General features: G+C 39.0%; 21 protein-coding genes, 1 pseudogene and 2 riboswitches. Of the genes and pseudogenes, 20 read left to right on the top strand and 2 right to left on the bottom strand.

Going from position 1 to position 22,389, the window contains the following annotated elements; translation table 11 throughout:
• Positions 1 to 164 precede the first annotated feature (164 nt).
• The 19 genes and pseudogenes from AC1DSL_RS10865 to AC1DSL_RS10775 form a co-directional block, all read left to right on the top strand.
• Positions 165 to 482: pseudogene (locus AC1DSL_RS10865) on the top strand (proline dehydrogenase family protein); the annotation flags it as partial.
• Between the two features lie 286 nt (positions 483 to 768).
• On the top strand, positions 769 to 3,135 hold the full coding sequence (locus tag AC1DSL_RS10860; protein WP_477532177.1) for a 3-hydroxyacyl-CoA dehydrogenase/enoyl-CoA hydratase family protein: 2,367 nt from the start codon (positions 769 to 771) through the stop codon (positions 3,133 to 3,135).
• Between the two features lie 31 nt (positions 3,136 to 3,166).
• Positions 3,167 to 4,342, top strand: a complete 1,176-nt coding sequence (locus AC1DSL_RS10855) for an acetyl-CoA C-acetyltransferase (protein ID WP_477532176.1) — start codon at positions 3,167 to 3,169, stop codon at positions 4,340 to 4,342.
• A 32-nt stretch (positions 4,343 to 4,374) separates the two neighbouring features.
• Positions 4,375 to 6,159, top strand: coding sequence for an acyl-CoA dehydrogenase family protein (locus AC1DSL_RS10850; RefSeq protein WP_477532175.1), 1,785 nt, complete (start codon positions 4,375 to 4,377; stop codon positions 6,157 to 6,159).
• 274 nt (positions 6,160 to 6,433) lie between these two features.
• Positions 6,434 to 6,793, top strand: a complete 360-nt coding sequence (locus AC1DSL_RS10845; protein ID WP_477532174.1) for an arsenate reductase family protein — start codon at positions 6,434 to 6,436, stop codon at positions 6,791 to 6,793.
• Positions 6,794 to 6,867: 74 nt separating this feature from the next.
• On the top strand, positions 6,868 to 7,248 hold the full coding sequence (gene gcvH / locus AC1DSL_RS10840) for a glycine cleavage system protein GcvH (RefSeq protein ID WP_016429043.1): 381 nt from the start codon (positions 6,868 to 6,870) through the stop codon (positions 7,246 to 7,248).
• A gap of 187 nt (positions 7,249 to 7,435) precedes the next feature.
• The gene (locus AC1DSL_RS10835) at positions 7,436 to 7,777 is read left to right on the top strand and encodes a toprim domain-containing protein (RefSeq protein WP_016429042.1); all 342 of its coding nucleotides are present in this window, start codon (positions 7,436 to 7,438) and stop codon (positions 7,775 to 7,777) included.
• A 12-nt stretch (positions 7,778 to 7,789) separates the two neighbouring features.
• Positions 7,790 to 8,098: a thioredoxin family protein gene (locus AC1DSL_RS10830; protein ID WP_477532173.1), complete on the top strand. Its 309-nt coding sequence runs from the start codon at positions 7,790 to 7,792 to the stop codon at positions 8,096 to 8,098.
• 57 nt (positions 8,099 to 8,155) lie between these two features.
• Positions 8,156 to 8,263, top strand: a riboswitch (SAM riboswitch).
• Between the two features lie 250 nt (positions 8,264 to 8,513).
• A complete protein-coding gene (locus AC1DSL_RS10825; protein ID WP_477532172.1) occupies positions 8,514 to 9,539 on the top strand; it encodes a methionine ABC transporter ATP-binding protein in 1,026 nt (341 codons plus the stop codon).
• On the top strand, positions 9,532 to 10,200 hold the full coding sequence (locus AC1DSL_RS10820) for a methionine ABC transporter permease (protein ID WP_016429039.1): 669 nt from the start codon (positions 9,532 to 9,534) through the stop codon (positions 10,198 to 10,200). The genes AC1DSL_RS10825 and AC1DSL_RS10820 overlap by 8 nt, the downstream gene beginning before the upstream one ends.
• Positions 10,201 to 10,253: 53 nt before the next feature.
• A complete protein-coding gene (locus AC1DSL_RS10815; protein WP_477532171.1) occupies positions 10,254 to 11,078 on the top strand; it encodes a MetQ/NlpA family ABC transporter substrate-binding protein in 825 nt (274 codons plus the stop codon).
• A gap of 463 nt (positions 11,079 to 11,541) precedes the next feature.
• Positions 11,542 to 12,072, top strand: a complete 531-nt coding sequence (locus AC1DSL_RS10810; RefSeq protein ID WP_477532170.1) for a hypothetical protein — start codon at positions 11,542 to 11,544, stop codon at positions 12,070 to 12,072.
• A gap of 354 nt (positions 12,073 to 12,426) precedes the next feature.
• Positions 12,427 to 12,576 (top strand): YuzK family famiily protein, encoded by a 150-nt coding sequence (locus AC1DSL_RS10805; RefSeq protein WP_477532169.1) that lies wholly within the window; start codon positions 12,427 to 12,429, stop codon positions 12,574 to 12,576.
• A 298-nt stretch (positions 12,577 to 12,874) separates the two neighbouring features.
• Positions 12,875 to 13,654 carry a Fe-S cluster assembly ATPase SufC gene (sufC, locus tag AC1DSL_RS10800; RefSeq protein ID WP_477532168.1) on the top strand — a complete coding sequence of 260 codons (780 nt, stop codon included), beginning with the start codon at positions 12,875 to 12,877 and terminating at the stop codon, positions 13,652 to 13,654.
• Between the two features lie 15 nt (positions 13,655 to 13,669).
• The gene (gene sufD, locus AC1DSL_RS10795; protein WP_477532167.1) at positions 13,670 to 14,974 is read left to right on the top strand and encodes a Fe-S cluster assembly protein SufD; all 1,305 of its coding nucleotides are present in this window, start codon (positions 13,670 to 13,672) and stop codon (positions 14,972 to 14,974) included.
• Positions 14,974 to 16,203, top strand: coding sequence for a cysteine desulfurase (locus AC1DSL_RS10790; protein WP_477532166.1), 1,230 nt, complete (start codon positions 14,974 to 14,976; stop codon positions 16,201 to 16,203). The genes sufD and AC1DSL_RS10790 overlap by 1 nt, the downstream gene beginning before the upstream one ends.
• Positions 16,193 to 16,630 carry a Fe-S cluster assembly sulfur transfer protein SufU gene (sufU, locus tag AC1DSL_RS10785; protein ID WP_477532165.1) on the top strand — a complete coding sequence of 146 codons (438 nt, stop codon included), beginning with the start codon at positions 16,193 to 16,195 and terminating at the stop codon, positions 16,628 to 16,630. The genes AC1DSL_RS10790 and sufU overlap by 11 nt, the downstream gene beginning before the upstream one ends.
• A gap of 18 nt (positions 16,631 to 16,648) precedes the next feature.
• On the top strand, positions 16,649 to 18,046 hold the full coding sequence (gene sufB, locus AC1DSL_RS10780; RefSeq protein WP_016429032.1) for a Fe-S cluster assembly protein SufB: 1,398 nt from the start codon (positions 16,649 to 16,651) through the stop codon (positions 18,044 to 18,046).
• A gap of 259 nt (positions 18,047 to 18,305) precedes the next feature.
• Positions 18,306 to 19,007, top strand: a complete 702-nt coding sequence (locus AC1DSL_RS10775) for a YjjG family noncanonical pyrimidine nucleotidase (RefSeq protein ID WP_477532164.1) — start codon at positions 18,306 to 18,308, stop codon at positions 19,005 to 19,007.
• 168 nt (positions 19,008 to 19,175) lie between these two features.
• Here the strand turns inward: AC1DSL_RS10775 and AC1DSL_RS10770 are convergent, their stop codons facing one another.
• Positions 19,176 to 19,850 (bottom strand): ABC transporter ATP-binding protein, encoded by a 675-nt coding sequence (locus tag AC1DSL_RS10770; protein ID WP_477532163.1) that lies wholly within the window; start codon positions 19,848 to 19,850, stop codon positions 19,176 to 19,178.
• Between the two features lies 1 nt (position 19,851).
• A complete protein-coding gene (locus AC1DSL_RS10765) occupies positions 19,852 to 20,886 on the bottom strand; it encodes an ABC transporter permease (RefSeq protein WP_016429029.1) in 1,035 nt (344 codons plus the stop codon).
• 268 nt (positions 20,887 to 21,154) lie between these two features.
• Positions 21,155 to 21,294: riboswitch (TPP riboswitch) on the top strand.
• Between the two features lie 130 nt (positions 21,295 to 21,424).
• Here AC1DSL_RS10765 and tenA point away from each other — a divergent pair.
• Positions 21,425 to 22,111: a thiaminase II gene (gene tenA / locus AC1DSL_RS10760; RefSeq protein WP_477532162.1), complete on the top strand. Its 687-nt coding sequence runs from the start codon at positions 21,425 to 21,427 to the stop codon at positions 22,109 to 22,111.
• The last annotated feature ends 278 nt before the right edge of the window (positions 22,112 to 22,389 follow it).

Below are 22,389 nucleotides of genomic sequence, written 5' to 3'. Positions count from 1 at the left end.
TAGTGTGAGGCAGAAATGATTATATATACATTTTCCGTTTAGTTTCTTTTGTAAAAAAAGATATTAGAATAGTTATGTATATATATAGGAAAGAACATACTAATAAAGTGTATTTGAATAGAGGAGGCTGGAACTCATGATCGAACAATCGATGCGTGAATTCCAAAATTGATGTGGATGAGAATTTCAAAAAAATCATTAAAACCCATTTATTGAATGGTAACTATACGGCCATTGCTTCTCATGACGAAGCAATGTATACGAAAGAATTAGTTAAGGAACATGGGATTGCAAGCAATCAATTCGAGTTCCAGATGTTGTTTGGTATTCGTGAAGAATTACAGCGCCAACTCGTAAAAGAAGGCCATAAAATGCGTATTTATGTCCCATATGGGTCTGATTGGTATGGTTATTTTATGAGACGCTTAGCTGAACGGCCAGCAAATGTTGCGTTTGTTGCCAATGGTATTTTGAATAAATAATAGRAGAGGAGATGCCAACTAGCATCTCCTTTTTGAATTAGACTTTGAAAAGTTTTATTTGAATTCTTCAGCTACATAGTGCATACAAAAAATACGCCTTTCATAGAATAAAAGGACGCAATAGTTAGCAAGATTTTTCGGGGTAAATTTTGGTTTTTAATAATCATTTAAATATTGCGAAAAAAATGAAAATGAACTAAACTAATAGACATAGAGGTTGTTTCTATTTTTTTTCATTAAAAAATGAATGAGTATTCATTCAAAAACTCTAAAGGAGGCTTTGCACGTGACTTATCAAATTAAAAAGGCTGCTGTTCTGGGTTCTGGCGTTATGGGTTCAGGAATCGCTGCTCACTTAGCAAATATCGGAATTCCAACTTTATTGCTTGACATGGTACCTCGAGATTTAAAAGAAGAGGACAAAAATAATTCAAAAGCTCGTAATCAAATAGCCCAAGGTGCACTAGAGAAACTTTTAAAACAAAAGCCCGCACCCCTAGCATCAAAGAAAAATCTTACATTATTGACAGCAGGAAATCTCGAAGACGACTTGGATAAATTAAAAGATGTCGACTGGATTATCGAAGTTATTGTAGAAAATCTGGATATTAAAAAAGGTCTTTACGAGAAAATTGACGCGGTTCGTAAGCCAGGCACAATTGTCAGTTCTAATACTTCCGGCATTAGCATCAATGCAATGGCTGAAGGACGAAGTGAAGATTTTCAGAAGCACTTCCTTGGCACTCATTTCTTCAATCCGCCACGTTATTTAAAACTGTTGGAAGTTATACCAGCTCATCATACGCTCCCGGAAGTTGTAGTATTCATGCAAACATTCGGTGAGGATCGTTTAGGAAAAGGTGTTGTTCTTGCGAAAGACACACCAAACTTTATTGCGAACCGCATTGGTACGTATGGCCTTCTTGTGACACTTCGTGAAATGCTGGCAAGAGGCTACTCGATTGGTGAAGTAGATTCCATTACGGGTCCTGTCATTGGTCGTCCGAAATCGGCGACGTTCCGTACGCTTGATGTKGTCGGGTTGGATACTTTTGGTCACGTCGCAAAAAACGTTTACGACCAGACTACAGGTGACGAACAAAAAGTGTTCGAATTGCCAACCTTGATTACTAATATGCTTGAAAACGGCTGGTTAGGTGCAAAATCTGGTCAAGGATTTTTCCTGAAAAAAGGTAAAGAAATTCTTGAATTGAATGCTGAAACGATGGAGTACGAACCAGTGAAGAAGCTGAAAACCCCTTCATTGGAAATGGCGAAGCAACAAAAAGGTCTTGCAGCTAAAGTGAAAACATTAACTTATGCTAAAGATCGCACGGGAGAATTACTGTGGAGCATTTTAGCACCTACATTGTCCTATTCCGCAAAACTACATGGAGAAATTGCAGATGATATCGTGGCAATCGATAATGCGATGAAGTGGGGGTTTGGATGGGAACAAGGACCATTTGAAGTATGGGATGCCATCGGCGTAAAAGAGTCCACTGAAAAAATGGCAGCGGAAGGGTTGGAAATTCCAGCTTTCACACAAAGCTTACTTGATCAAGGATTCGATTCCTTCTATAAAGAAGACAATGGAGATTTGTATTTCTTCAATGGTGAGGGTTATTCATTGGTTCCAACGAATGAAAAAGTAATTAACTTAAAACGTTACAAGAAAAAACATGGCGTAATCAAGAAAAATTCAGGTGCCAGTTTAATAGATTTAGGAGATGGGATTGCTTTACTGGAGTTCCATTCACAATCAAATGCAATCGGGCTCGATATTATCCAAATGATTAACTTTGCAGTTGATGAAGTAGAGAAAACCTTTAAAGGTCTTGTGATTGGTAACCAGGGGAAAAACTTCTGTGTAGGCGCAAACCTTGGCATGATTCTTATGGAGGCCCAGGACGACAATATTTTTGAACTGGATTTCGTCGTGCGTTCGTTCCAAAACGCCATGATGAAAATAAAGTATTGTTCGAAACCTGTAGTGGCAGCTCCATTCGGCATGACGCTTGGTGGCGGGGCGGAAGCATGTCTGCCAGCTGCACACATTCAAGCATCTCATGAAACATATATGGGATTAGTTGAGGTGGGAGTGGGACTCATTCCTGGAGGCGGCGGAAATAAAGAATTGTATATGAAACACTTAAAAGGCTTACCAACGGGTGTTCATGTCGATTATCAGTACGTGGCAAACAAAGTGTTTGAAACAATTGCCATGGCAAAAGTATCGACATCTGCCGAAGAAGCACGTGAAAATAACTTCCTGAACTTTGCAGACGGTATCAGTGTAAATGCTGATCACTTAATCTATGATGCGAAACAAGTTGCACTTTCGCTATATGAAAACAACTACAAAGCACCTCTTCGTAAAAAAGTACCGGTAACCGGCGAGTCAGGATATGCAACGCTGTTACTTGGAGCTGAAGGAATGTTCCTTTCAGGTTTCATCAGCGATCATGATTTAAAAATTGCGAAGAAATTAGCCTACGTGCTAGCAGGAGGAAAAGTGCCTTACGGTACTTTGGTCGATGAACAATATTTGCTCGATTTAGAACGTGAAGCATTTTTAAGTTTAGTAGCTGAACCAAAATCTCAAGCGAGAATGCAGCACATGTTAGTGAAAGGAAAGCCACTTCGTAACTAAGCGTACGAAGCGGCAATGAGGAGGAGAACTTATGCGCGAAGCAGTTATTGTAGCAGGTGCCAGAACACCTGTAGGGAAAGCGAAAAAAGGCTCCCTTGCAACAGTGAGACCAGATGACTTTGGTGCATTGGTTGTAAAAGAAACGTTAAAAAGAGCGGGCGGTTATGATGGTCCGATTGACGATTTGATTTTAGGCTGTGCAATGCCTGAAGCGGAACAGGGGATGAACGTTGCCCGTAATATAGGTGCACTGGCAGGACTTTCAGATACAACACCAGCGATTACTATCAACCGCTTCTGTTCTTCAGGTCTGCAATCAATCGCTTATGCAGCAGAACGCATTATGCTTGGTCACTCTGAAGCAATCATTGCAGGTGGTGTTGAATCGATGAGTATGGTTCCGATGATGGGAAATACAATTCGTCCTAACGCAACACTTGCAGAAACAGCACCTCAATACTATATGGGGATGGGGCATACTGCTGAACAAGTGGCAATGAAGTTTGGCATTACCCGCGAAGACCAGGATGCTTTTGCTGTACGCTCACATGAGCTTGCAGCTGCAGCCATCGCGGCAGGTAAATACAAAACAGAAATTGTACCAGTAGAAATTCTGAAAAGATATATTGATGAAAATAACAAACCACAAGAAAAGAAAATCATGTTCGAAATGGATGAAGKCGTTCGTGTTGGGACGAACATGGAGACTCTGGCAAAACTTCGTCCGGTATTCAACGCACGTGGGACTGTAACTGCAGGAAATGCATCTCAAACTTCTGATGGTGCAGGTGCAGTGCTTGTCATGGATCGTGAAGTAGCTGAAACGCAAGGACTAAAACCACTAGCTAAATTCCGATCATTTGCGGTTGGCGGGGTTCCACCAGAAGTCATGGGAATTGGACCGATTGTAGCGATTCCAAAAGCGTTGAAGCTAGCGGGTCTTTCAATTGAAGACATTGATTTATGGGAATTGAACGAAGCATTCGCATCGCAATCGATTCAAGTAATTCGTCATTTAGGAATCGACATCAATAAAGTGAATGTCAATGGTGGTGCCATAGCACTTGGACATCCACTTGGTGCTACAGGTTCGATTTTAACGCTGAAAATGATTCATGAATTAAAACGTCAAGGCAAGCAATTTGGCGTTGTCACGATGTGTATCGGCGGAGGCATGGGTGCAGCTGGCGTATTTGAGATTCTTTAATAGAATTATTGAAAAAATAGGAGGGAAACAAAATGACGAAGACGATTGCAAATGTAATTAAAGGCGGAAGCTTTTTAGTGGAAGATGTAGCACTTGATCGCGTCTTTACACCGGAAGACTTTACAGATGAACATAAAATGATTGCTAAAACAACAGAGGATTATGTTACACATGAAGTGGTGCCAGTCATTGAAAACTTGGAACATCATGAGTTTGAGCATTCTGTAAGACTATTAAAATCAGCTGGTGACTTAGGTTTACTAGGTGCAGACGTGCCTGAAGAATACGGCGGTCTGGCATTGGATAAAGTTTCATCTGCACTAATTGCAGAGAAAATGTCGCGTGCAGGTGGTTTCTCCATTACTCACGGTGCACACGTTGGAATTGGATCATTACCAATTGTACTTTTTGGGAATGAAGAACAAAAACAAAAATATTTGCCTAAACTCGCCACTGGCGAACTAATTGCCGCTTACGCGCTAACAGAGCCAGGTTCAGGTTCGGATGCTTTAGGTGCTAAAACTTCTGCCAAGTTAAATGCAGAAGGTACGCACTATGTATTAAATGGAGAGAAACAATGGATTACAAACGCTGGTTTTGCGGATGTATTTGTTGTGTATGCAAAAATTGACGGAGAACAATTCTCTGCTTTCATCGTAGAACGTGAATTCTCAGGCGTTTCAGTAGGCGCGGAAGAGAAGAAAATGGGGATTAAATCTTCTTCGACACGTACTTTAATTTTACAGGATGCACAAGTGCCGGTTGAAAACTTACTTGGGGAAGTTGGCCGTGGCCACGTTATTGCATTCAATATCTTGAATATTGGTCGTTACAAATTGGGAGTGGGTACAGTTGGTGCATCCAAACGTGCTTTTGAATTGGCTGTTGCCTATTCGAACCAACGTCAACAATTTAAAACACCGATTTCTTCTTTCAACTTAACAAAAGAAAAGCTTTCAACAATGGCATCCAAATTATATGCTTCGGAAAGTTTGATTTATCGTACGGTTGGTTATTTTGAAGACCGCATGAGTCAATTGAGTCCTGAAGAGCAAAAAGATGGCAAAGCTATTGCTGCTTCTATTGCGGAATATGCTATTGAATGTTCAATCAACAAAGTGTTCGGCACAGAAGTATTGGATTATATTGCGGATGAAGCAGTTCAGTTGCATGGCGGTTACGGCTTCATGCAAGAGTATGAAGTAGAGCGCATCTATCGTGACTCCCGCATTAACCGTATTTTCGAAGGCACAAATGAAATCAATCGTTTGCTGGTACCTGGTACGTTCTTGCGTAAAGCTATGAAAGGTGAACTTCCACTTCTTCAAAAAGCACAAGCGCTTCAATCAGAATTGTTAATGATGATGCCAGAAGAAATTGAAGATGCACCATTAGCTCAAGAAAAAGTATTGGTGCAAAATGCTAAAAAAATCGGCTTGCTAGCTGCAGGTTTAGCGGCTCAACGTTACGGTACAAAACTTGAAACTGAACAAGAAGTATTGACAAACATTGCGGACATCGTGAACAATCTATTCGCAATGGAATCAGCTGTTCTGCGTTCAGAGAAAGCAATCCAGCGTGACGGTGTTGATAAAGCGAACCAAAAACTTCTATACACTCAAATCTTCTGTCAGGAAGCTTTTGAATGTATCGAAAAAGATGCGAAAGAAACATTGATTGCTGCAGTTGAAGGCGATAACTTACGCATGATGCTTTCTGCACTGCGTAAATTGACTCGCTCTACTCCTTATAATGTAATTGCCAAAAAACGTGAAGCTTCGGTTAAATTGATTGACGCTGTGAAATACGTAGTTTAATAAAATTTCGATATTTGACCCTATTATTGAACAAGGCGAAGTGCTTCTGCCACTTCGCCTTGTTTGTATTTTAAGAAAACTATTAATACTAAAAATCACCGATAGGTTCTTCGATGAACCTAAGGAGAACTTCCTTCAAAACTGGAAATAAACAAGTGAAAATATTTGATTGACGCAAAGAAAAACGTAGAATAAAAAATCCGAACGCTTCTGATGAGGTGTTCGGATTTATTTTTTGATAGACTGGTTAAAATGATGATAAGGAGGTTTAATGATGGCTATTACGTATTATGGATATCCGAAATGTAGTACTTGCAAAAAGGCTAAAGCATGGTTGGATGCCGAAGGTCTTACGTATCATGATGTACATATTGTAGAAACTCCCCCTTCAAAGGAAGAGTTGAAAAAGATCGTAGAGACAAGTGGGTTGCCGCTTAAGAAGTTTTATAACACGAGTGGAATGAAATACAGGGAGCTTGGTTTAAAAGATAAACTGCCGACGATGTCAGATGAAGAACAATATGAATTGCTTGCTTCAGACGGGATGCTCATTAAGAGACCCCTTGTGACGGACGGCTTGAAAGCCACAGTAGGTTTTAAGGAGTCGGATTTTACTGTGAATTGGAAAAGCTGATTTTCTGTTCTTGTTTTTAAGGAAAGATTATGTCAAACTGAAGTTGAATATATTACATATTTGGAGGGGTATTAATGAGCACACCAAAAGAATTACGCTACTCTGAGGAACACGAATGGGTTAAAGTTGAAGATGGAAAAGCACGCATCGGCATCACTAACTTCGCTCAATCTGAGCTTGGTGATATTGTATTCGTAGAACTTCCACAAGTAGGCGACGAAATCAAAACGAACGAACCATTTGGCAGTGTTGAATCTGTTAAAACAGTTTCTGAGCTATACGCACCAATCAGTGGTAAAGTAGTTGAAGTGAACAGCGGATTGGAAGACAGTCCTGAATTCGTGAATGAATCTCCATACGAGAATGCATGGATGATCGTTGTAGAACCTACAGATTTGTCTGAAGTGGACTCATTAATGACGGCTGAGCAATACGAAGAAATGACACAAGAGTAATATCGTTAGTTGAACGCCGACATTTGTTCGGCGTTTTTTGCATATGTCGATTATAACAGCGAGTTTAAAACGGGATATTGAAAAGAGTGGCAATGGTTGTGATCGGGAAGAGTTGCAACCTGATGGACTCCGTTTCAAGAAAACTTTTTAAACAATCTTTTATGTCAGTACAGCCAGGAGTGATCCCATGCCAATAGATAAAGTCATAATTGTAGAAGGTCGATCAGATAAACAGCGGATTCTGCGACTTATTGCAGAGCCAGTTGAAATTATCTGCACGAACGGAACAGTCAGCCCCACGCGATTGGAAGAAATATTAGCCCCCTACGATCAGTTGGAGATTTATGTATTTGTCGATGCTGATAAGTCCGGAGAGAAATTACGTGCGCTCATTAAACGTGAATTTCCCGAAGCACTTCATTTATATACTGATCCAGCCTACCGAGAAGTTGCGACTACACCAATGAAAGTTCTAGCGACTGTGTTGCTCGGAGCGAATATCGATGTTAAAGCGGAATTTATTGCCTAAAGGATGAATACAATGAAAGAATGGACGCGAGCGGAGTGGGAAAATCATTCTCAAAACGCAAAGAGGGCAGCTTATTATTTATATACGCCCATGTGTGGAACTTGCCAAGTTGCCTCAAAAATGATGGACGTTGTGGAAGAACTTTTGCCAGATTTGCAAATAGGGAAAGCAAACTTGAACTATGTAGAAAGTTTAGCGGTCGATTATCAAATCCAAAGCGTCCCTTGTTTACTCATTGCGGAAAATGGTCAAATAGTTGAAAAAGTTTATGCTTTTCAATCAGTTCCCTATCTATATAATCGTTTGCAAAAAAAAAATTGACGTTCGCATTTGAACGTGTTACATTATCATTCGTAACTAAAAACTTAATATCGTAAACTCTTATAAAGAGAGGCTGAGGGAAGTGCCCTATGAAGCCCGGCAACCGTCACAATTTGTGAAATGGTGCCAAATCACTCAAAGCGAATTCGCTTTGAAAGATGAGAGAACGGTCTAACGTATATAATTGTGCATTAGTCCCTTCTGCTTGTCTGCGGAAGGGATTTTTATTTTTTTAGGATATTTCAATAAAATGATGTTGATATTAAATGAAATGAAAGAGTTTATTTGCGCGCGTTATGCTTGAGTGCAGGTAAGTGGTTTTAAACTTCTTGACTCATGCGAAACATGCAGCCAGTGCAAATGCATGATAAAGAAAACAAATAAAATGGTGTATAAATTCAGAGGTGAAGTGAATATGATTCAATTAAAAAACTTATCAAAACGGTTTGAAACCGGTAATGGACAACTCATAGCGGTAGATGACGTGAATGTGACGATTGATCAAGGCGAGATTTTTGGCATAATCGGTTACAGTGGAGCAGGAAAAAGTACTTTGATCCGATTATTAAATGGCTTGGAAAAACCTACTTCAGGTAGTGTCACTGTAAATGGACACGAAATCTCGTCCAGTTCAGGACAGGATCTTCGTAGTGCAAGACAAAAAGTAAGCATGATTTTTCAACATTTCAACTTACTATGGTCGCGGACAGTCGAGGAAAATATCTCATTCCCACTAGAAATTGCAGGGATTAGCAAAACGCAACGTTCAGAACGAGTTAAAGAATTAATCGAACTAGTTGGATTGACAGGCAGGGAGAAAGCATACCCTTCCCAATTATCCGGCGGTCAAAAGCAACGGGTAGGAATTGCACGTGCCCTTGCCAATAATCCTGAAGTGCTGCTATGTGATGAAGCGACATCAGCACTTGACCCTGAAACAACAGATGCCATATTGGAACTATTGGTAGATATCAACAAACGGTTGGGTTTGACAATTGTCCTGATTACACATGAAATGCATGTCATCCGTAAAATTTGTCATCGGGTTGCAGTCATGGAAGCTGGAAAAGTGGTTGAAATGGGAAGTGTACTTCAAATATTCCAAACTCCTGAACAACCCATTACGAAACGTTTTGTTGCCCAGGTAAATGGTCCGGAGTCAGCCAGCCAGACGATTGCTCATTTGGTAGAGCAATATCCCTCAGGCAAGCTTGTGAAACTAGTTTTTGTCGGAGATAGAACGGAGCAACCGATTCTATCAAGATTAATTAAGCAATATCAAGTAGAAGTTAACATCGTTCAAGGGAATATCGCACAAACTCAAAATGGTGCATATGGAACGTTATATTTACAAATCGATGGCGATTCAAATGCCATCAATCAAGCGATTGATTATTTACATGGACAAGATGTTCATACGGAGGTGATTTCACATGATTGAAAACCTTCTACCGAATGTGGATTGGGAAAAAATGTGGGAAGCCACACTTGAAACGTTATATATGACTTCAATGGCTACCGTTTTAACTTTCATAATCGGACTTGCACTTGGAATTTTGCTGTTTGTAACTAGCCCTCGTCAATTATGGGCAAATAAAATAGTGTACTGGTTAACAGGGGCGTTCGTTAATATTTTCAGATCCATCCCGTTTATCATCTTAATTATTTTGTTGATTCCGTTTACTAAATTCCTACTCGGTACGATTCGTGGGGCAAATGCTGCATTACCGGCACTAATCATAGGTGCAGCACCATTTTATGCCCGCATGGTCCTGATTGCATTACGTGAAATAGATAAAGGTGTAATTGAAGCTGCTCGCTCAATGGGCGCTAAAACTTCCACAATCATTTGGAAAGTGCTTCTTCCAGAGTCCATGCCTGCATTAATCTCAGGACTGACCGTTACAGCAATTGCCCTTGTAGGTTATACCGCGATGGCAGGAATTATTGGAGCGGGCGGTCTTGGAACACTCGCATTTTTAGATGGCTTCCAACGCAGTAGGGGAGATGTAACAGTTGTTTCCACAATTATCATTTTACTAATTGTCTTTATCATCCAATGGGTGGGAGATTCGATCACAACAAAAACAGACAAACGTTAAGGTGCTTTCGGGTGAAAGCTCGATCAAATAAACAAAAAAAGGGAGAGAAAATGATGAAGAAATTTGTAGCAGGAATTTTATTATCGGCAAGTGCAATCACTCTAGCGGCATGTGGAGGAGGAGCTGGCTCATCATCAGGTGGAGACAGTAAAGAACTTGTAGTGGGAGCATCTAACATACCCCATTCAGAAATTTTGGAACAAGCAAAACCGTTGCTTGAAGAAAAAGGTATTGAACTTAAAATTGAAACTTACCAAGATTACATTTTACCGAATGAGGATTTGGAAAATGGCGATTTGGATGCAAACTACTTCCAGCACATTCCTTACTTCGAAGCTCAAATGGCCGATCATGGCTATGATTTTGCCAATGCTGGCGGTATCCATATTGAGCCAATCGGTGTGTACTCAAAAAAATATAAGTCTCTGGATGAACTTCCTGAAGGAGCAACGATACTGATTAGTAATTCAGTTGCTGACCATGGTCGTATCCTATCTATGTTGGAAGCTGAGGGTCTAATCACATTAAAAGAAGGCATTGATAAGACAACAGCAGAAGTAAAAGATATTGTAGACAATCCGAAGAACTTGGAATTTGATGCAGAATACGAAGCGGCACTTCTTGTACAAATGTACGAAAATGAAGAAGGCGATGCGGTGTTAATCAACTCAAACTACGCAATCGACGCTGGGTTGAACCCATTGGAAGATTCAATCGCTATTGAAAACTCAGAATCTCCATACGTAAATATCATTGCTGTAAAAGCTGGTAATGAAAAAAATAAAGAAATTAAAGCATTAGTTGAAGTATTGAAATCTAAAGAAATTCAAGATTTCATTTTAGATGAATGGGGCGGTTCGGTCGTTCCAGTTAAATAAAGTAATCCTATGGACGCCGGGAAACCGGCGTCTTTTCTATTTCTTGGAAGATGATACTTAGTCACCCAGTAAATTGAAGATTGTTTTTTGTAGGAATTATTGGGTGAGACCGATTAAATGGTATTTGATGCCGATTAAATCCAAGACAATGCCGATTAAATTTCATTTTACTCCAAATTAAATGAGTGTCATACCGAGTTAGGATTTAATCCAAACGATGATTATATTAATGATTGTACATTACATAGCACAGGATAGTTTTGAATTGGCAACAAATATAAATGGAGATGAGGCATCACCATGTTAATCGTGAATCGACTTTCACGTGAAAAAACTAATGAAAGTAGCTCTTTGGAATCATAATTTTCAATGTGTTCCGACTATTTTGTATAGCCTTTACATTGGGAATATTGTTATGGTAGGATAATGATGCAAATTGACTACATATAAAGGAGATTCAATGATGAAAAAATTATTACTACTACTTACTTCACTTACAATCGTTCTTGCGGCATGTTCATCTGATAAAGAAGAAAAGCCGGAAACAACAACAAACGGAGCAGCAAAGACTGAAGAAAAAGCTAATCCTGCAGCAGATATGATGAAGTTTTATTTATCCATTTCTCAATCAATTAATGAGGTTGATGCTGATTTAAACGCTTTTGAAGATGCAGCGGGTGAAGCTACGCTTCCTGAAGGTGCCGATCTTCAAACGATGAAAGATGCAGCAAAAGCTTCTGCAGACAATACATCAGCAAAAGTAGAGGCGTTGGAAGTTCCTAAAACCTTAACAAAGCAACAAGAAGCAATTAACAGCGCACTTTCTAAAATTCAAGAAGCTTACACAATGAAATCAAAAGCGTTAGCTTCTGAAGGCGAAGTTCAATTAGATGAAGCAAATGCAAAATTCCAGGAAGCTGACAAAGAGTTAAATGCTGTCCTTGAAGAAATCGGTTTGGTTGGTTCAAGTATTTTTAATGAAGTTTCTTTATAAGAAACAAATCATAGCTTGATTTGTTGGATGTTTTCCAAAAAAGTTCTTCCGTTAATTCGGTCGAACTTTTTTTTATTTTGAGCTGATTAAAAATCTCGTTGTAAATTGTACATATGCGCTTGCCGCTTGTTAGGCCTAAGCCAACGTACTGAGATTAACCAGTTAGTCCGTGGAAAACGAATCGATACATACTTTTGTTATAAAACAAAAACAAAAGTTATGAGAGTTTTTGTTTAAAAGTTTGACCTGTGGGTATATATACAAATGTGAAGGATTACAACTTACAACAGTAGGTTGAAAATTTGAAAGGAATGATTCACTATCCAATCACTAGATTTTACCTACACAGAACGTATGGACCAAGCATTCAGAAGCGCACATGGAGTTGGATTGGTTGATTATCAAAATGACGCCGATATACGAATTRGGGTTGAAATGCAACGTGAACATGATCATGAAATTGGCCAACAAATCGCGGCTCGTCTAGAGCGTCAAGCACATTGAGAAGTATAATAAATAGTAGCAAAAGTCAGTGAGCCTAGGTTCATTGGCTTTTTTTTGTCGTTTCTTAGTGAAATCGATTCTCAATTAGATTTGCTTTATTGAAAATGAAAAACAGTGAATGATAGTATATGATAAATCGTGCTGATATTAGTTAATTTCAATTGTGTTAAACGATTTTCATATAAATTAATAGGCCGTTTAAAAGATTTGCAAGGGGTCGATAATTCGGTTAAGATTAGAATGATAATAAATTAAGAATGGGTTTTTCCGTTCATTTATACAATATGGAGGTTATAAAATGTCGACTTTAGTTATTCAAGATCTTCACGTTGCCATTGATGGTAAGGAGATTCTTAAAGGATTGAACCTTACACTTAATACAAACGAAATTCACGCAATCATGGGACCAAATGGTACTGGTAAATCTACTTTAGCTTCAGCAATCATGGGTCACCCGAAATATGAAGTAACTTCTGGTTCAGTCACTTTAGACGGTGAAGATGTACTGGAAATGGAAGTAGATGAGCGCGCTCAAGCGGGTCTTTTCTTAGCAATGCAATACCCAAGTGAAATCACTGGTGTAACGAATGCTGACTTCTTACGCTCAGCAATCAACTCACGTCGTGAAGAAGGTGATGAAATTTCAATCATGAAATTCATCCGTGAACTTGATTCGAAAATGGAATATCTAGAAATGGACCAAGATATGGCTCAACGCTATTTAAATGAAGGTTTCTCAGGCGGAGAGAAAAAACGTAACGAAATTCTTCAATTAATGATGCTTCAACCAAAATTTGCGATTCTTGACGAGATTGACTCTGGTTTAGATATCGATGCACTTAAAGTTGTTTCTAAAGGAATCAACCAAATGCGTGGCGAAGGTTTCGGTTGTTTAATCATCACTCATTACCAACGCTTATTGAACTACATCACGCCTGATCATGTACATGTAATGATGCAAGGTCGTGTAGTGAAATCTGGTGGAGCGGAACTTGCTCATAAACTAGAAGCACAAGGTTACGATTGGATTAAAGAAGAATTAGGAATTGAAGACGAAACTGTAGGTCAAGAAGCGTAAGGAGGAGACATACACATGACGGTTGAAACAAAATTGGCATTAACCGAACAAGATGTACGCTCCTATTCAACGGCGAAGCAAGAACCGTCTTGGTTTGCTGAATATCGTGTACAAGCTTTATTAGCGGCAGAAAATCTGCCTATGCCAACACCAGATAAAACGAAAATCGATAAATGGAATTTCACTAACTTCCCAGTTCACGCTGTTGAAAGCAAACCATTTGCTTCACTTGCCGAATTACCGGAAGAAGTGAAAGCCATTGTAAATGATGATCAAAAAAGCGTTTATATTCAACGAAATAATACACCTGCTTTTTTACAAATTTCTGATGAGTTATCAGCACAAGGTGTCATTTTTACAGATATCTTTACTGCTGTACGTGAACATAGCGATCTTGTTCAAAAGTACTTCATGACAAACGGTGTGAAATCGGACGAGCATAAGCTCGCTAGCTTACATGCAGCGTTGTTAAATGGTGGAGTGTTCGTATACGTACCGAAAAATGTTGAAATCGTTGAACCAATTCAAGTTGTTTTCCTACATGACGATGCTCAAGCTTCTCTATTCAACCACACAATTGTAGTGGCGGATGCGAATAGCTCAGTAACTTATGTAGAAAACTATCTTTCAACTGTTCCCGAATCAGCAGGACTTGTAAACATTGTTTCTGAAGTATTTGCTGAAGACAATGCCCGCATTACTTATGGTGCGGTAGATGTCCTTGCTAAAGGCGGTACAACGTATGTTAACCGTCGAGGCATTGTTAATCGTAATGCACGAATAGAGTGGGCTCTTGGTTTGATGAATGACGGCGATACAATTTCTGAGAACGTTACACACTTGGTGGGTGACGCATCTTATGGCGATACTAAAATGGTTGTTGTAGGTCGCGGGAAACAAAAGCAAAACTTCACGACTAAAATCATTCATTGGGGCAAACACTCCGAAGGATACATTTTGAAACACGGCGTTATGAAAGATGAAGCTTCTTCTATTTTTAACGGAATTGGCAAAATCGAATATGGTGCAACTAAATCAAATGCTGTTCAAGAATCGCGTGTTTTGATGTTAAATGAAAAAGCACGTGGGGATGCAAACCCAATTCTATTGATTGACGAAGATGATGTTACAGCAGGACATGCAGCTTCCGTAGGTCGTGTAGACCCACTTCAACTTTACTATTTGATGAGTCGTGGTATTTCGAAGCAAGATGCAGAACGACTAGTAATTCATGGTTTCCTTGCRCCAGTTGTAAACGTATTGCCAATCGAGGGCGTTAAAAAGCAACTGACGGAGGTAATTGAAAGGAAAGTGCGCTAATGATCAGCAAAGACATTCGAAGCTATTTTCCCATATTAAATCAAGAAGTGAACGGCAATCCGCTTGTCTATCTTGATAGTGCAGCGACATCCCAAAAGCCTGTTCAAGTCATTGAAGCATTAAAAAAATATTATGAGTTCGATAATTCAAACGTTCATCGCGGTGTTCATACACTTGGCAATCGAGCGACTGAAAGTTATGAAGGAGCGCGTGAGAAAGTGCGCAACTTCATTTCTGCAAAGTCTACGCAGGAAGTCATTTTCATGCGTGGGACAACAACTGCAATTAATACGGTCGCACAAAGTTATGGTGGAGCAAATGTTGAGGAAGGCGATGAAATCGTCATTACTTACATGGAGCATCATTCAAACATCATTCCATGGCAGCAATTAGCAAAGGAAAAAGGTGCGGTATTAAAATACGTAGATTTAGAAGAAGACGGTACCCTTTCTTTGGATAAAGTACGTGCAACAGTTACCCCACGTACGAAAATTGTTTCAATTATGTATGTATCAAATGTTCTTGGCACAATGAATCCAATAAAAGAGATTACACAAATTGCTCACGAAAATGGAGCAATCATGGTAGTCGATGGTGCACAAGCTGCACCTCATCTACGTATCGATGTGCAAGATCTGGACTGCGATTTCTTTGCTTTCTCTGGTCATAAAATGTGTGGTCCTACTGGGATTGGCGTACTTTATGGCAAGAAAGAGTTGCTAGAGCAAATGGAACCGATTGAGTTCGGTGGCGAAATGATCGACTTCGTTGGTCTATATGATTCAACGTGGAAAGAGCTTCCTTGGAAGTTTGAAGGAGGAACTCCGATTATTGCGGGTGCGGTCGGATTAGCCGCAGCTATCGATTTCCTGGAAGAAATCGGACTCGATGAAATTGAAAAACATGAGCACGCACTTGCTGCTTATGCGTTGGAACGCATGTCTACAATTAACGGTTTGACAATTTATGGTCCAAAAGATGCAGGAGAAAGAGCAGGAATTGTTACTTTCAATTTAGATGATGTACATCCACACGATGTAGCGACTGTTCTCGATATGAACGGAATTGCAGTTCGTGCGGGACATCATTGTGCACAACCATTAATGAAGTGGCTGCAAGTAACAGCGACTGCACGTGCAAGTTTCTATGTTTACAATTCGGAAGAGGATATTGACCGATTAGTGGCTGGACTTACCACGGCAAAGGAGTATTTTAACGATGTCTTTTAATAATTTAGATCAACTTTATAGAACTGTGATTATGGATCATTACAAAAAGCCTCGCAATAAAGGGACATTAGAGGACAGTGTCACAATCGATATGAATAACCCTACATGTGGGGACCGTATTCATTTGACTTTGCAAGTAGCTGATGGTGTCGTACAAGATGCCAAGTTTGATGGAGAAGGTTGTTCCATTTCCATGGCTTCCRCATCCATGATGACGCAAGCTGTAAAAGGCAAGCCGGTGGATGAAGCGCTAAATCTATCCACCATCTTCTCGGATATGATGCTTGGAAAAGAATATGATGACTCTATCGACTTAGGTGATATCGAAGCTCTTTCTGGTGTAGCCAAGTTTCCTGCACGTATCAAATGTGCAACCCTTGCTTGGAAAGCTATGGAAAAAGGTGTAGATAACGAATCACATTCGTAACAGAACGGAGGAAAGATGATGGCTAAAAAAATGCCTGAAATCGGCGATTACAAATATGGTTTCCATGATAAAGACGTGTCTATTTTCCGTTCAAAACGTGGACTGACACGTGAAATCGTTGAAACAATTTCAAATATGAAAGAAGAACCTCAATGGATGTTAGACTACCGTCTAAAATCTTTGGAGTTGTTCTACGCAAAACCAATGCCACAATGGGGTGGAGATTTATCTTCCCTTAATTTCGATGAAATTACGTATTACGTAAAACCATCAGAAGCGACTCAAACTTCATGGGATGAAGTGCCGGAAGAAATTAAACGTACGTTTGATAAACTAGGTATTCCTGAAGCAGAGCAAAAGTATTTAGCTGGTGTATCTGCTCAATACGAATCTGAAGTGGTTTACCACAACATGAAACAAGAACTAGAAGATATGGGTATCGTCTTTAAAGATACTGGATCTGCTCTTCGTGAAAACGAAGAACTGTTCAAAAAACATTGGGGTACAGTCATTCCAAACTCGGATAACAAGTTTGCTGCATTGAACTCGGCTGTATGGTCAGGTGGATCGTTCATCTATGTGCCACCTGGTATCAAAGTTGAAACGCCTCTACAAGCTTATTTCCGAATTAACTCAGAAAACATGGGTCAATTCGAACGTACACTTATTATTGTTGATGAAGGCGCACACGTACATTATGTAGAAGGCTGTACAGCTCCTGTTTATACGACGAATTCACTTCATAGTGCGGTTGTAGAAATTATCATCAAAAAAGATGCATATTGCCGTTACACGACAATCCAAAACTGGGCGAACAATGTGTATAACCTAGTAACAAAGCGTGCAGTTTGTGAAGCAAACGCTACGATGGAATGGATTGACGGAAATATCGGTTCTAAATTAACAATGAAATACCCTGCTGTCATCTTAAAAGGTGAAGGTGCACGTGGTATGACATTATCTATTGCTTTAGCTGGTAAAGGTCAACATCAGGATGCAGGTGCGAAAATGATTCACTTGGCTCCAAACACGTCTTCGACAATTGTTTCTAAATCAATTTCGAAACAAGGCGGAAAAGTGACTTATCGCGGAGTTGTACGATTCGGTCCTAAAGCGTCAGGTGCCCGTTCAAATATCGAGTGTGATACATTGATCATGGATAACCTTTCGACATCAGATACGATTCCATACAACGAAATCCTAAACGACAATGTATCTTTGGAACATGAAGCAAAAGTTTCAAAAGTATCTGAAGAGCAATTGTTCTACTTGATGAGCCGCGGCATTTCACAGGAAGAAGCAACTGAAATGATCGTTATGGGCTTCATTGAACCGTTTACAAAAGAATTACCGATGGAATATGCGGTTGAGATGAACCGTTTGATTAAGTTCGAAATGGAAGGCAGTATCGGGTAATAAACGAATTGTGTAGTGCTCACTTTTTGAGTGATTCGTCTATTATTCTGTATGATAATAGTGAAAATTTTTATGAACGATAAAAAGCTGTAGACACATTACAAGTGTCTACAGTTTTTTTTGTAGGTTATCTTCACGGGTGGCGTGATTTATTGATTATGGAACTTCTTTGAAATAGAAATTTGATTTTGTTATGCTTATTATAAGTACGATGATGCATGTCGTAGTGAAATTCGAATACAAAAAGGGTGAGAAGCTCGTGAAATATGATGTAATATTATTTGATTTGGATGACACGCTATTAGACTTTAGTGAGACGGAGAAAAATGCTTTTAATAATTCATTTACAGCATTTGGTTTGCCGAATGGTTTAACAGATTACAGGGCTAGCTATAATGTGATCAGTAAAGGGCTATGGTCTGACTTGGAGAAAGGACATATTTCACTTTCTGAACTTAAAGTAGAACGGTTTAAGCGCTTATTTAAGCAGCATCAACTGACATTAAACGTGGAAGACTTTGGTCAATCCTATTTAGATAACCTAGGGCAAGAAGTACATATGATCGATGGTGTCCAGGAAATGCTCAATAATCTTTCTAATTGTAGGCTTGCAGTATTAACGAATGGGTTTCAAGAAGTTCAAAATGCAAGAATAGCAATTTCATGCATGAAGGATACTTTTGAAGCCATCATTTCTTCTGAGGAAACCGGTTATCAAAAGCCACAAGCGGAAATTTTCGAATATGCTTTTGAAAGACTGGGTATTTCTACTAAAGGAAATGTGTTAATGGTAGGGGATTCCCTTACATCAGATATTCAAGGTGGCAACAATTTTGGAATCGATACTTGCTGGTTTAATCCACATGGAAAAGAAAATGTATCGGCAATTAAGCCAACCTATGAAATTAGCGAGTTTATAGAATTAGTACAAATCGTGAAGGATAAGGTTTTGATAGAATAAAAAAATGACAGTGTTGGTCATCTCTACTTTGGTGTCTTTACATTGAAAACAATATTGTTCATTATAGTTTGCTAAAAGGAAAAAGGGTATCCCGAGTGCTTATGGGATACCCTTTTTCCTTTTAATTGATTCATTGATTCAACATAGCTTGAAAAGCAGAAGTGGATTTCAAAGAATTAAGCCGTCTTTCATTGAGATAATGTGGTCTGCATATGAAAGCATTTCTTCATCGTGAGTCACCATTAACGTGGTAATATTCAACGTTTTAGTTAATTCTCTGATTAACGTCATCACATCTTTCSATCTTTTCGAATCTAAACTCGCAGTGGGCTCATCCGCAAAAAGCATTTTAGGTTTGTGGATGATTGCGCGTGCAATTGCCACCCGTTGTTTTTCCCCACCTGACAATGAAGCAGGGTAGGAATCCTTACGGTGTTCCATATCAACCAATTTAAGTATTTGTGCAACTTCCTCTTTTTGTTTCTTTTTTTTCATCTTTGTTTCCGAAACGTCGAGCATCAGCATAAGTTGTTCTTCTACAGTGAGAAAAGGAACAAGATGAGAGGATTGAAAGACAAATCCGAACTCACTTGCCCGGATTTTTCGAATTTGCTCCTGACTCATCTTAGACAAATCTTTCCCATCGAATAGAACCTGACCATGCGTTGCGCGTTGAAGACCGGCGGCTATTGTAAGTATCGTACTTTTCCCAGAACCAGATGCTCCTACTAAAGCTGTTATTTCCCCTTGTTGAAGAGAAAGATTGATTCCTTTTAATACTTGCTCTTCTACTTCCCCGTTTTTAAACGTTTTTTTGACATCATCAATTGTGAATACAGTCATATTAAACCTCTCCTTGTTGAATCGCTTGTAGTGGCTCGACTTTTTTAATTTGGATACCCGATAGCGTAGCGCCAATAAATCCGATGAACACGAATATGAGTGATAATTGAACCGTTGTTTGAATGGTTAAACTAAAAGGCATTCCTTCAGGTGCAATCATTGTGAAAGCTTGGCTCAATGCAACTGACAATGTTAGTGCAATTGCGGTAATAAATAGCATCTGCGACCACATCATCCCAAATAATTGACTTGTTTTAACCCCAAGCGCTTTCAAAATCCCGTATAATCCAATTTTTTGAACGTTCATCATGTAGAAGAATATCGCGAACAACATCCCGCTGATGACGACTAAAAACCATACAATCATATTGAGCGACATCTGTTCTGCGCTATAACTTGGAATCGTATTGAGAAATTCTTTATTTGAAAATGATTGTAATCCGTCAATTGCTTGTTCCTTATCATTTCCAGGTACAAATACCAATTGCATATCTTCCACACCGTAGATTTCTTTGTAGTTTTCCATATTGATATAAGCAACAGGTGCGTGGCTATATTTCTTTTGATCGACAAAGCCTTTTACTTTAAACTCACCGCTAAACTGATTGTTTGTTATGGTATCCCCGACATTTATGCCGTCTTCTTCTAATGAACGATCTAATATGATTTCTCCTTCTCCAACTTTTTCAAATAACTTCGAATCAGTTGAAGTAACAAAGGCAACGCTATGTTGTTTGTCGTCTGCATCGTTCACAAAGCCCATCTGAATTGAAAGTGCCGCTGCATCCTTCTGGTTATTTATTGCTTTGTCTTGTAATTTTTCATCTATTTTCGAAAGATTATAGGTTTCATTTGCTTCTTCATTCATATAAAATTGACCATTCGGCAGATCTTTTATTAAAGCCGCATTATCTTGAGATAAACCATTCGATAATCCAGAAATGATAAACGTTAAAAAACTAACAAGAAATATAATTGATCCTAAAATGATAAATTTTGCTTTACTCTTCCTAATTTCTTTCCATGCAATATTCATCTTTTACGCCTCCGTTTTTTTATGATAACTAGAGTATATTCGTGTTAAGTGAACGGAATATGAACTGAAGATTACATCGTAAAACGACTGTCGAATACTTTTTCTTTTCGGGATACAGAGGGATTTATCTGGATCGTTACTGTGGTGACTTGTGCATGTATACTCAACAACTGGCTATCATGTTTACCAGAAAAATGCATTACATTTATCTTTGGATTGATAAGTAATTAATTCGTGTTATGATGTTCATGTACAACTGAATAGTAACATCTTCCACTAGGGGGACCTTGCAATTGATAAATGGAAATCATTTATTCATTAAATAAAGGTTGAGATTAAAGTAATGCTTTAAGACCCTTAGAACCTGATCTGGTTTATACCAGCGTAGGGAAGTGGAGTTGCGGAGCAGTATGTTTTTTTACTATTTTTCCAATACAACCACTTTCTTATGTTTGTTAAGAGAGTGGTTTTTTATTTGCCCTAAATTTGGCGGAAGTGATTCGATTCAGTTGAGAAAAACTTTTTTGGAGGTTGTTTTATGACATTTTCAAAGCTTTTAAGAGAAGAATCAGATCACATTTGGGAAGCAAGCTTTCATCATCCGTTCGTTACAGGAATTGGGGATGGGACATTGTCTTTAGAGTGTTTCCGTTATTACGTTATGCAGGATGCATATTACTTGTCCCACTTTGCAAAGGTTCAAGCTTTGGGTGCAGCAAGAGCTAATGATTTTGAAACAACGAGTAAAATGGCAGCTCATGCACAAGCCACCTATGAAGCGGAATTATCGCTGCATAAGAATTTTTCGCGTCGACTAGGAATAACAGAAGAAGAACAAGCAAATTTCAAGCCTTCGCCTACTGCGTATGCTTACACATCCCATTTGTATCGTGCAGCATATCACGGACATTTAGGCGATATTATCGCAGCCATATTACCTTGTTATTGGCTTTATTTTGAAATAGGCGAGAGACTTCAGTCGTGTACTCCTGAAGAACCGATTTACCAAGAATGGATTTCTGCATATGGTGGTGAATGGTTTAGAGCGAAAGTCGAGGAACAAATTAATAGACTAGACAAGCTTGCTGAAACAGTAACTGCTGAGGACCGCGAACGGATGAAAGAACATTTTATCATTAGTAGCCAATACGAATATTCATTTTGGGAAATGGCCCATACATTAGAAAAATGGCCAGCTCAAAAAGAAGTAGTAAGTTTCACGTAGTAAATTGTAGCTGGCGTAGGGAAGAGGAAATGTTAGTTATGTTTTATGCATATCACAACAAACCACTCTAAGCGCAAGTGTGGTTTTTCTACACTGATAAGAGAGTGGAAGTTTTCGGATGTCAGTATAAGAAAAGACATCAGCTTGCCCCATTGTAGGTGCAAACTGTGTTTTTTAGCACTGATAGCTATTAAAATATTTTGGATATCAGTATAAGAAAAGACATCAGCCTGCACCATTGTGGGTGCAAACTGTGTTTTTCTAATTTAATTTACATT

The organism is Paenisporosarcina sp. P4_D4 (assembly GCF_056401835.1).
This window is presented reverse-complemented; position numbering and strand designations above follow the sequence as displayed.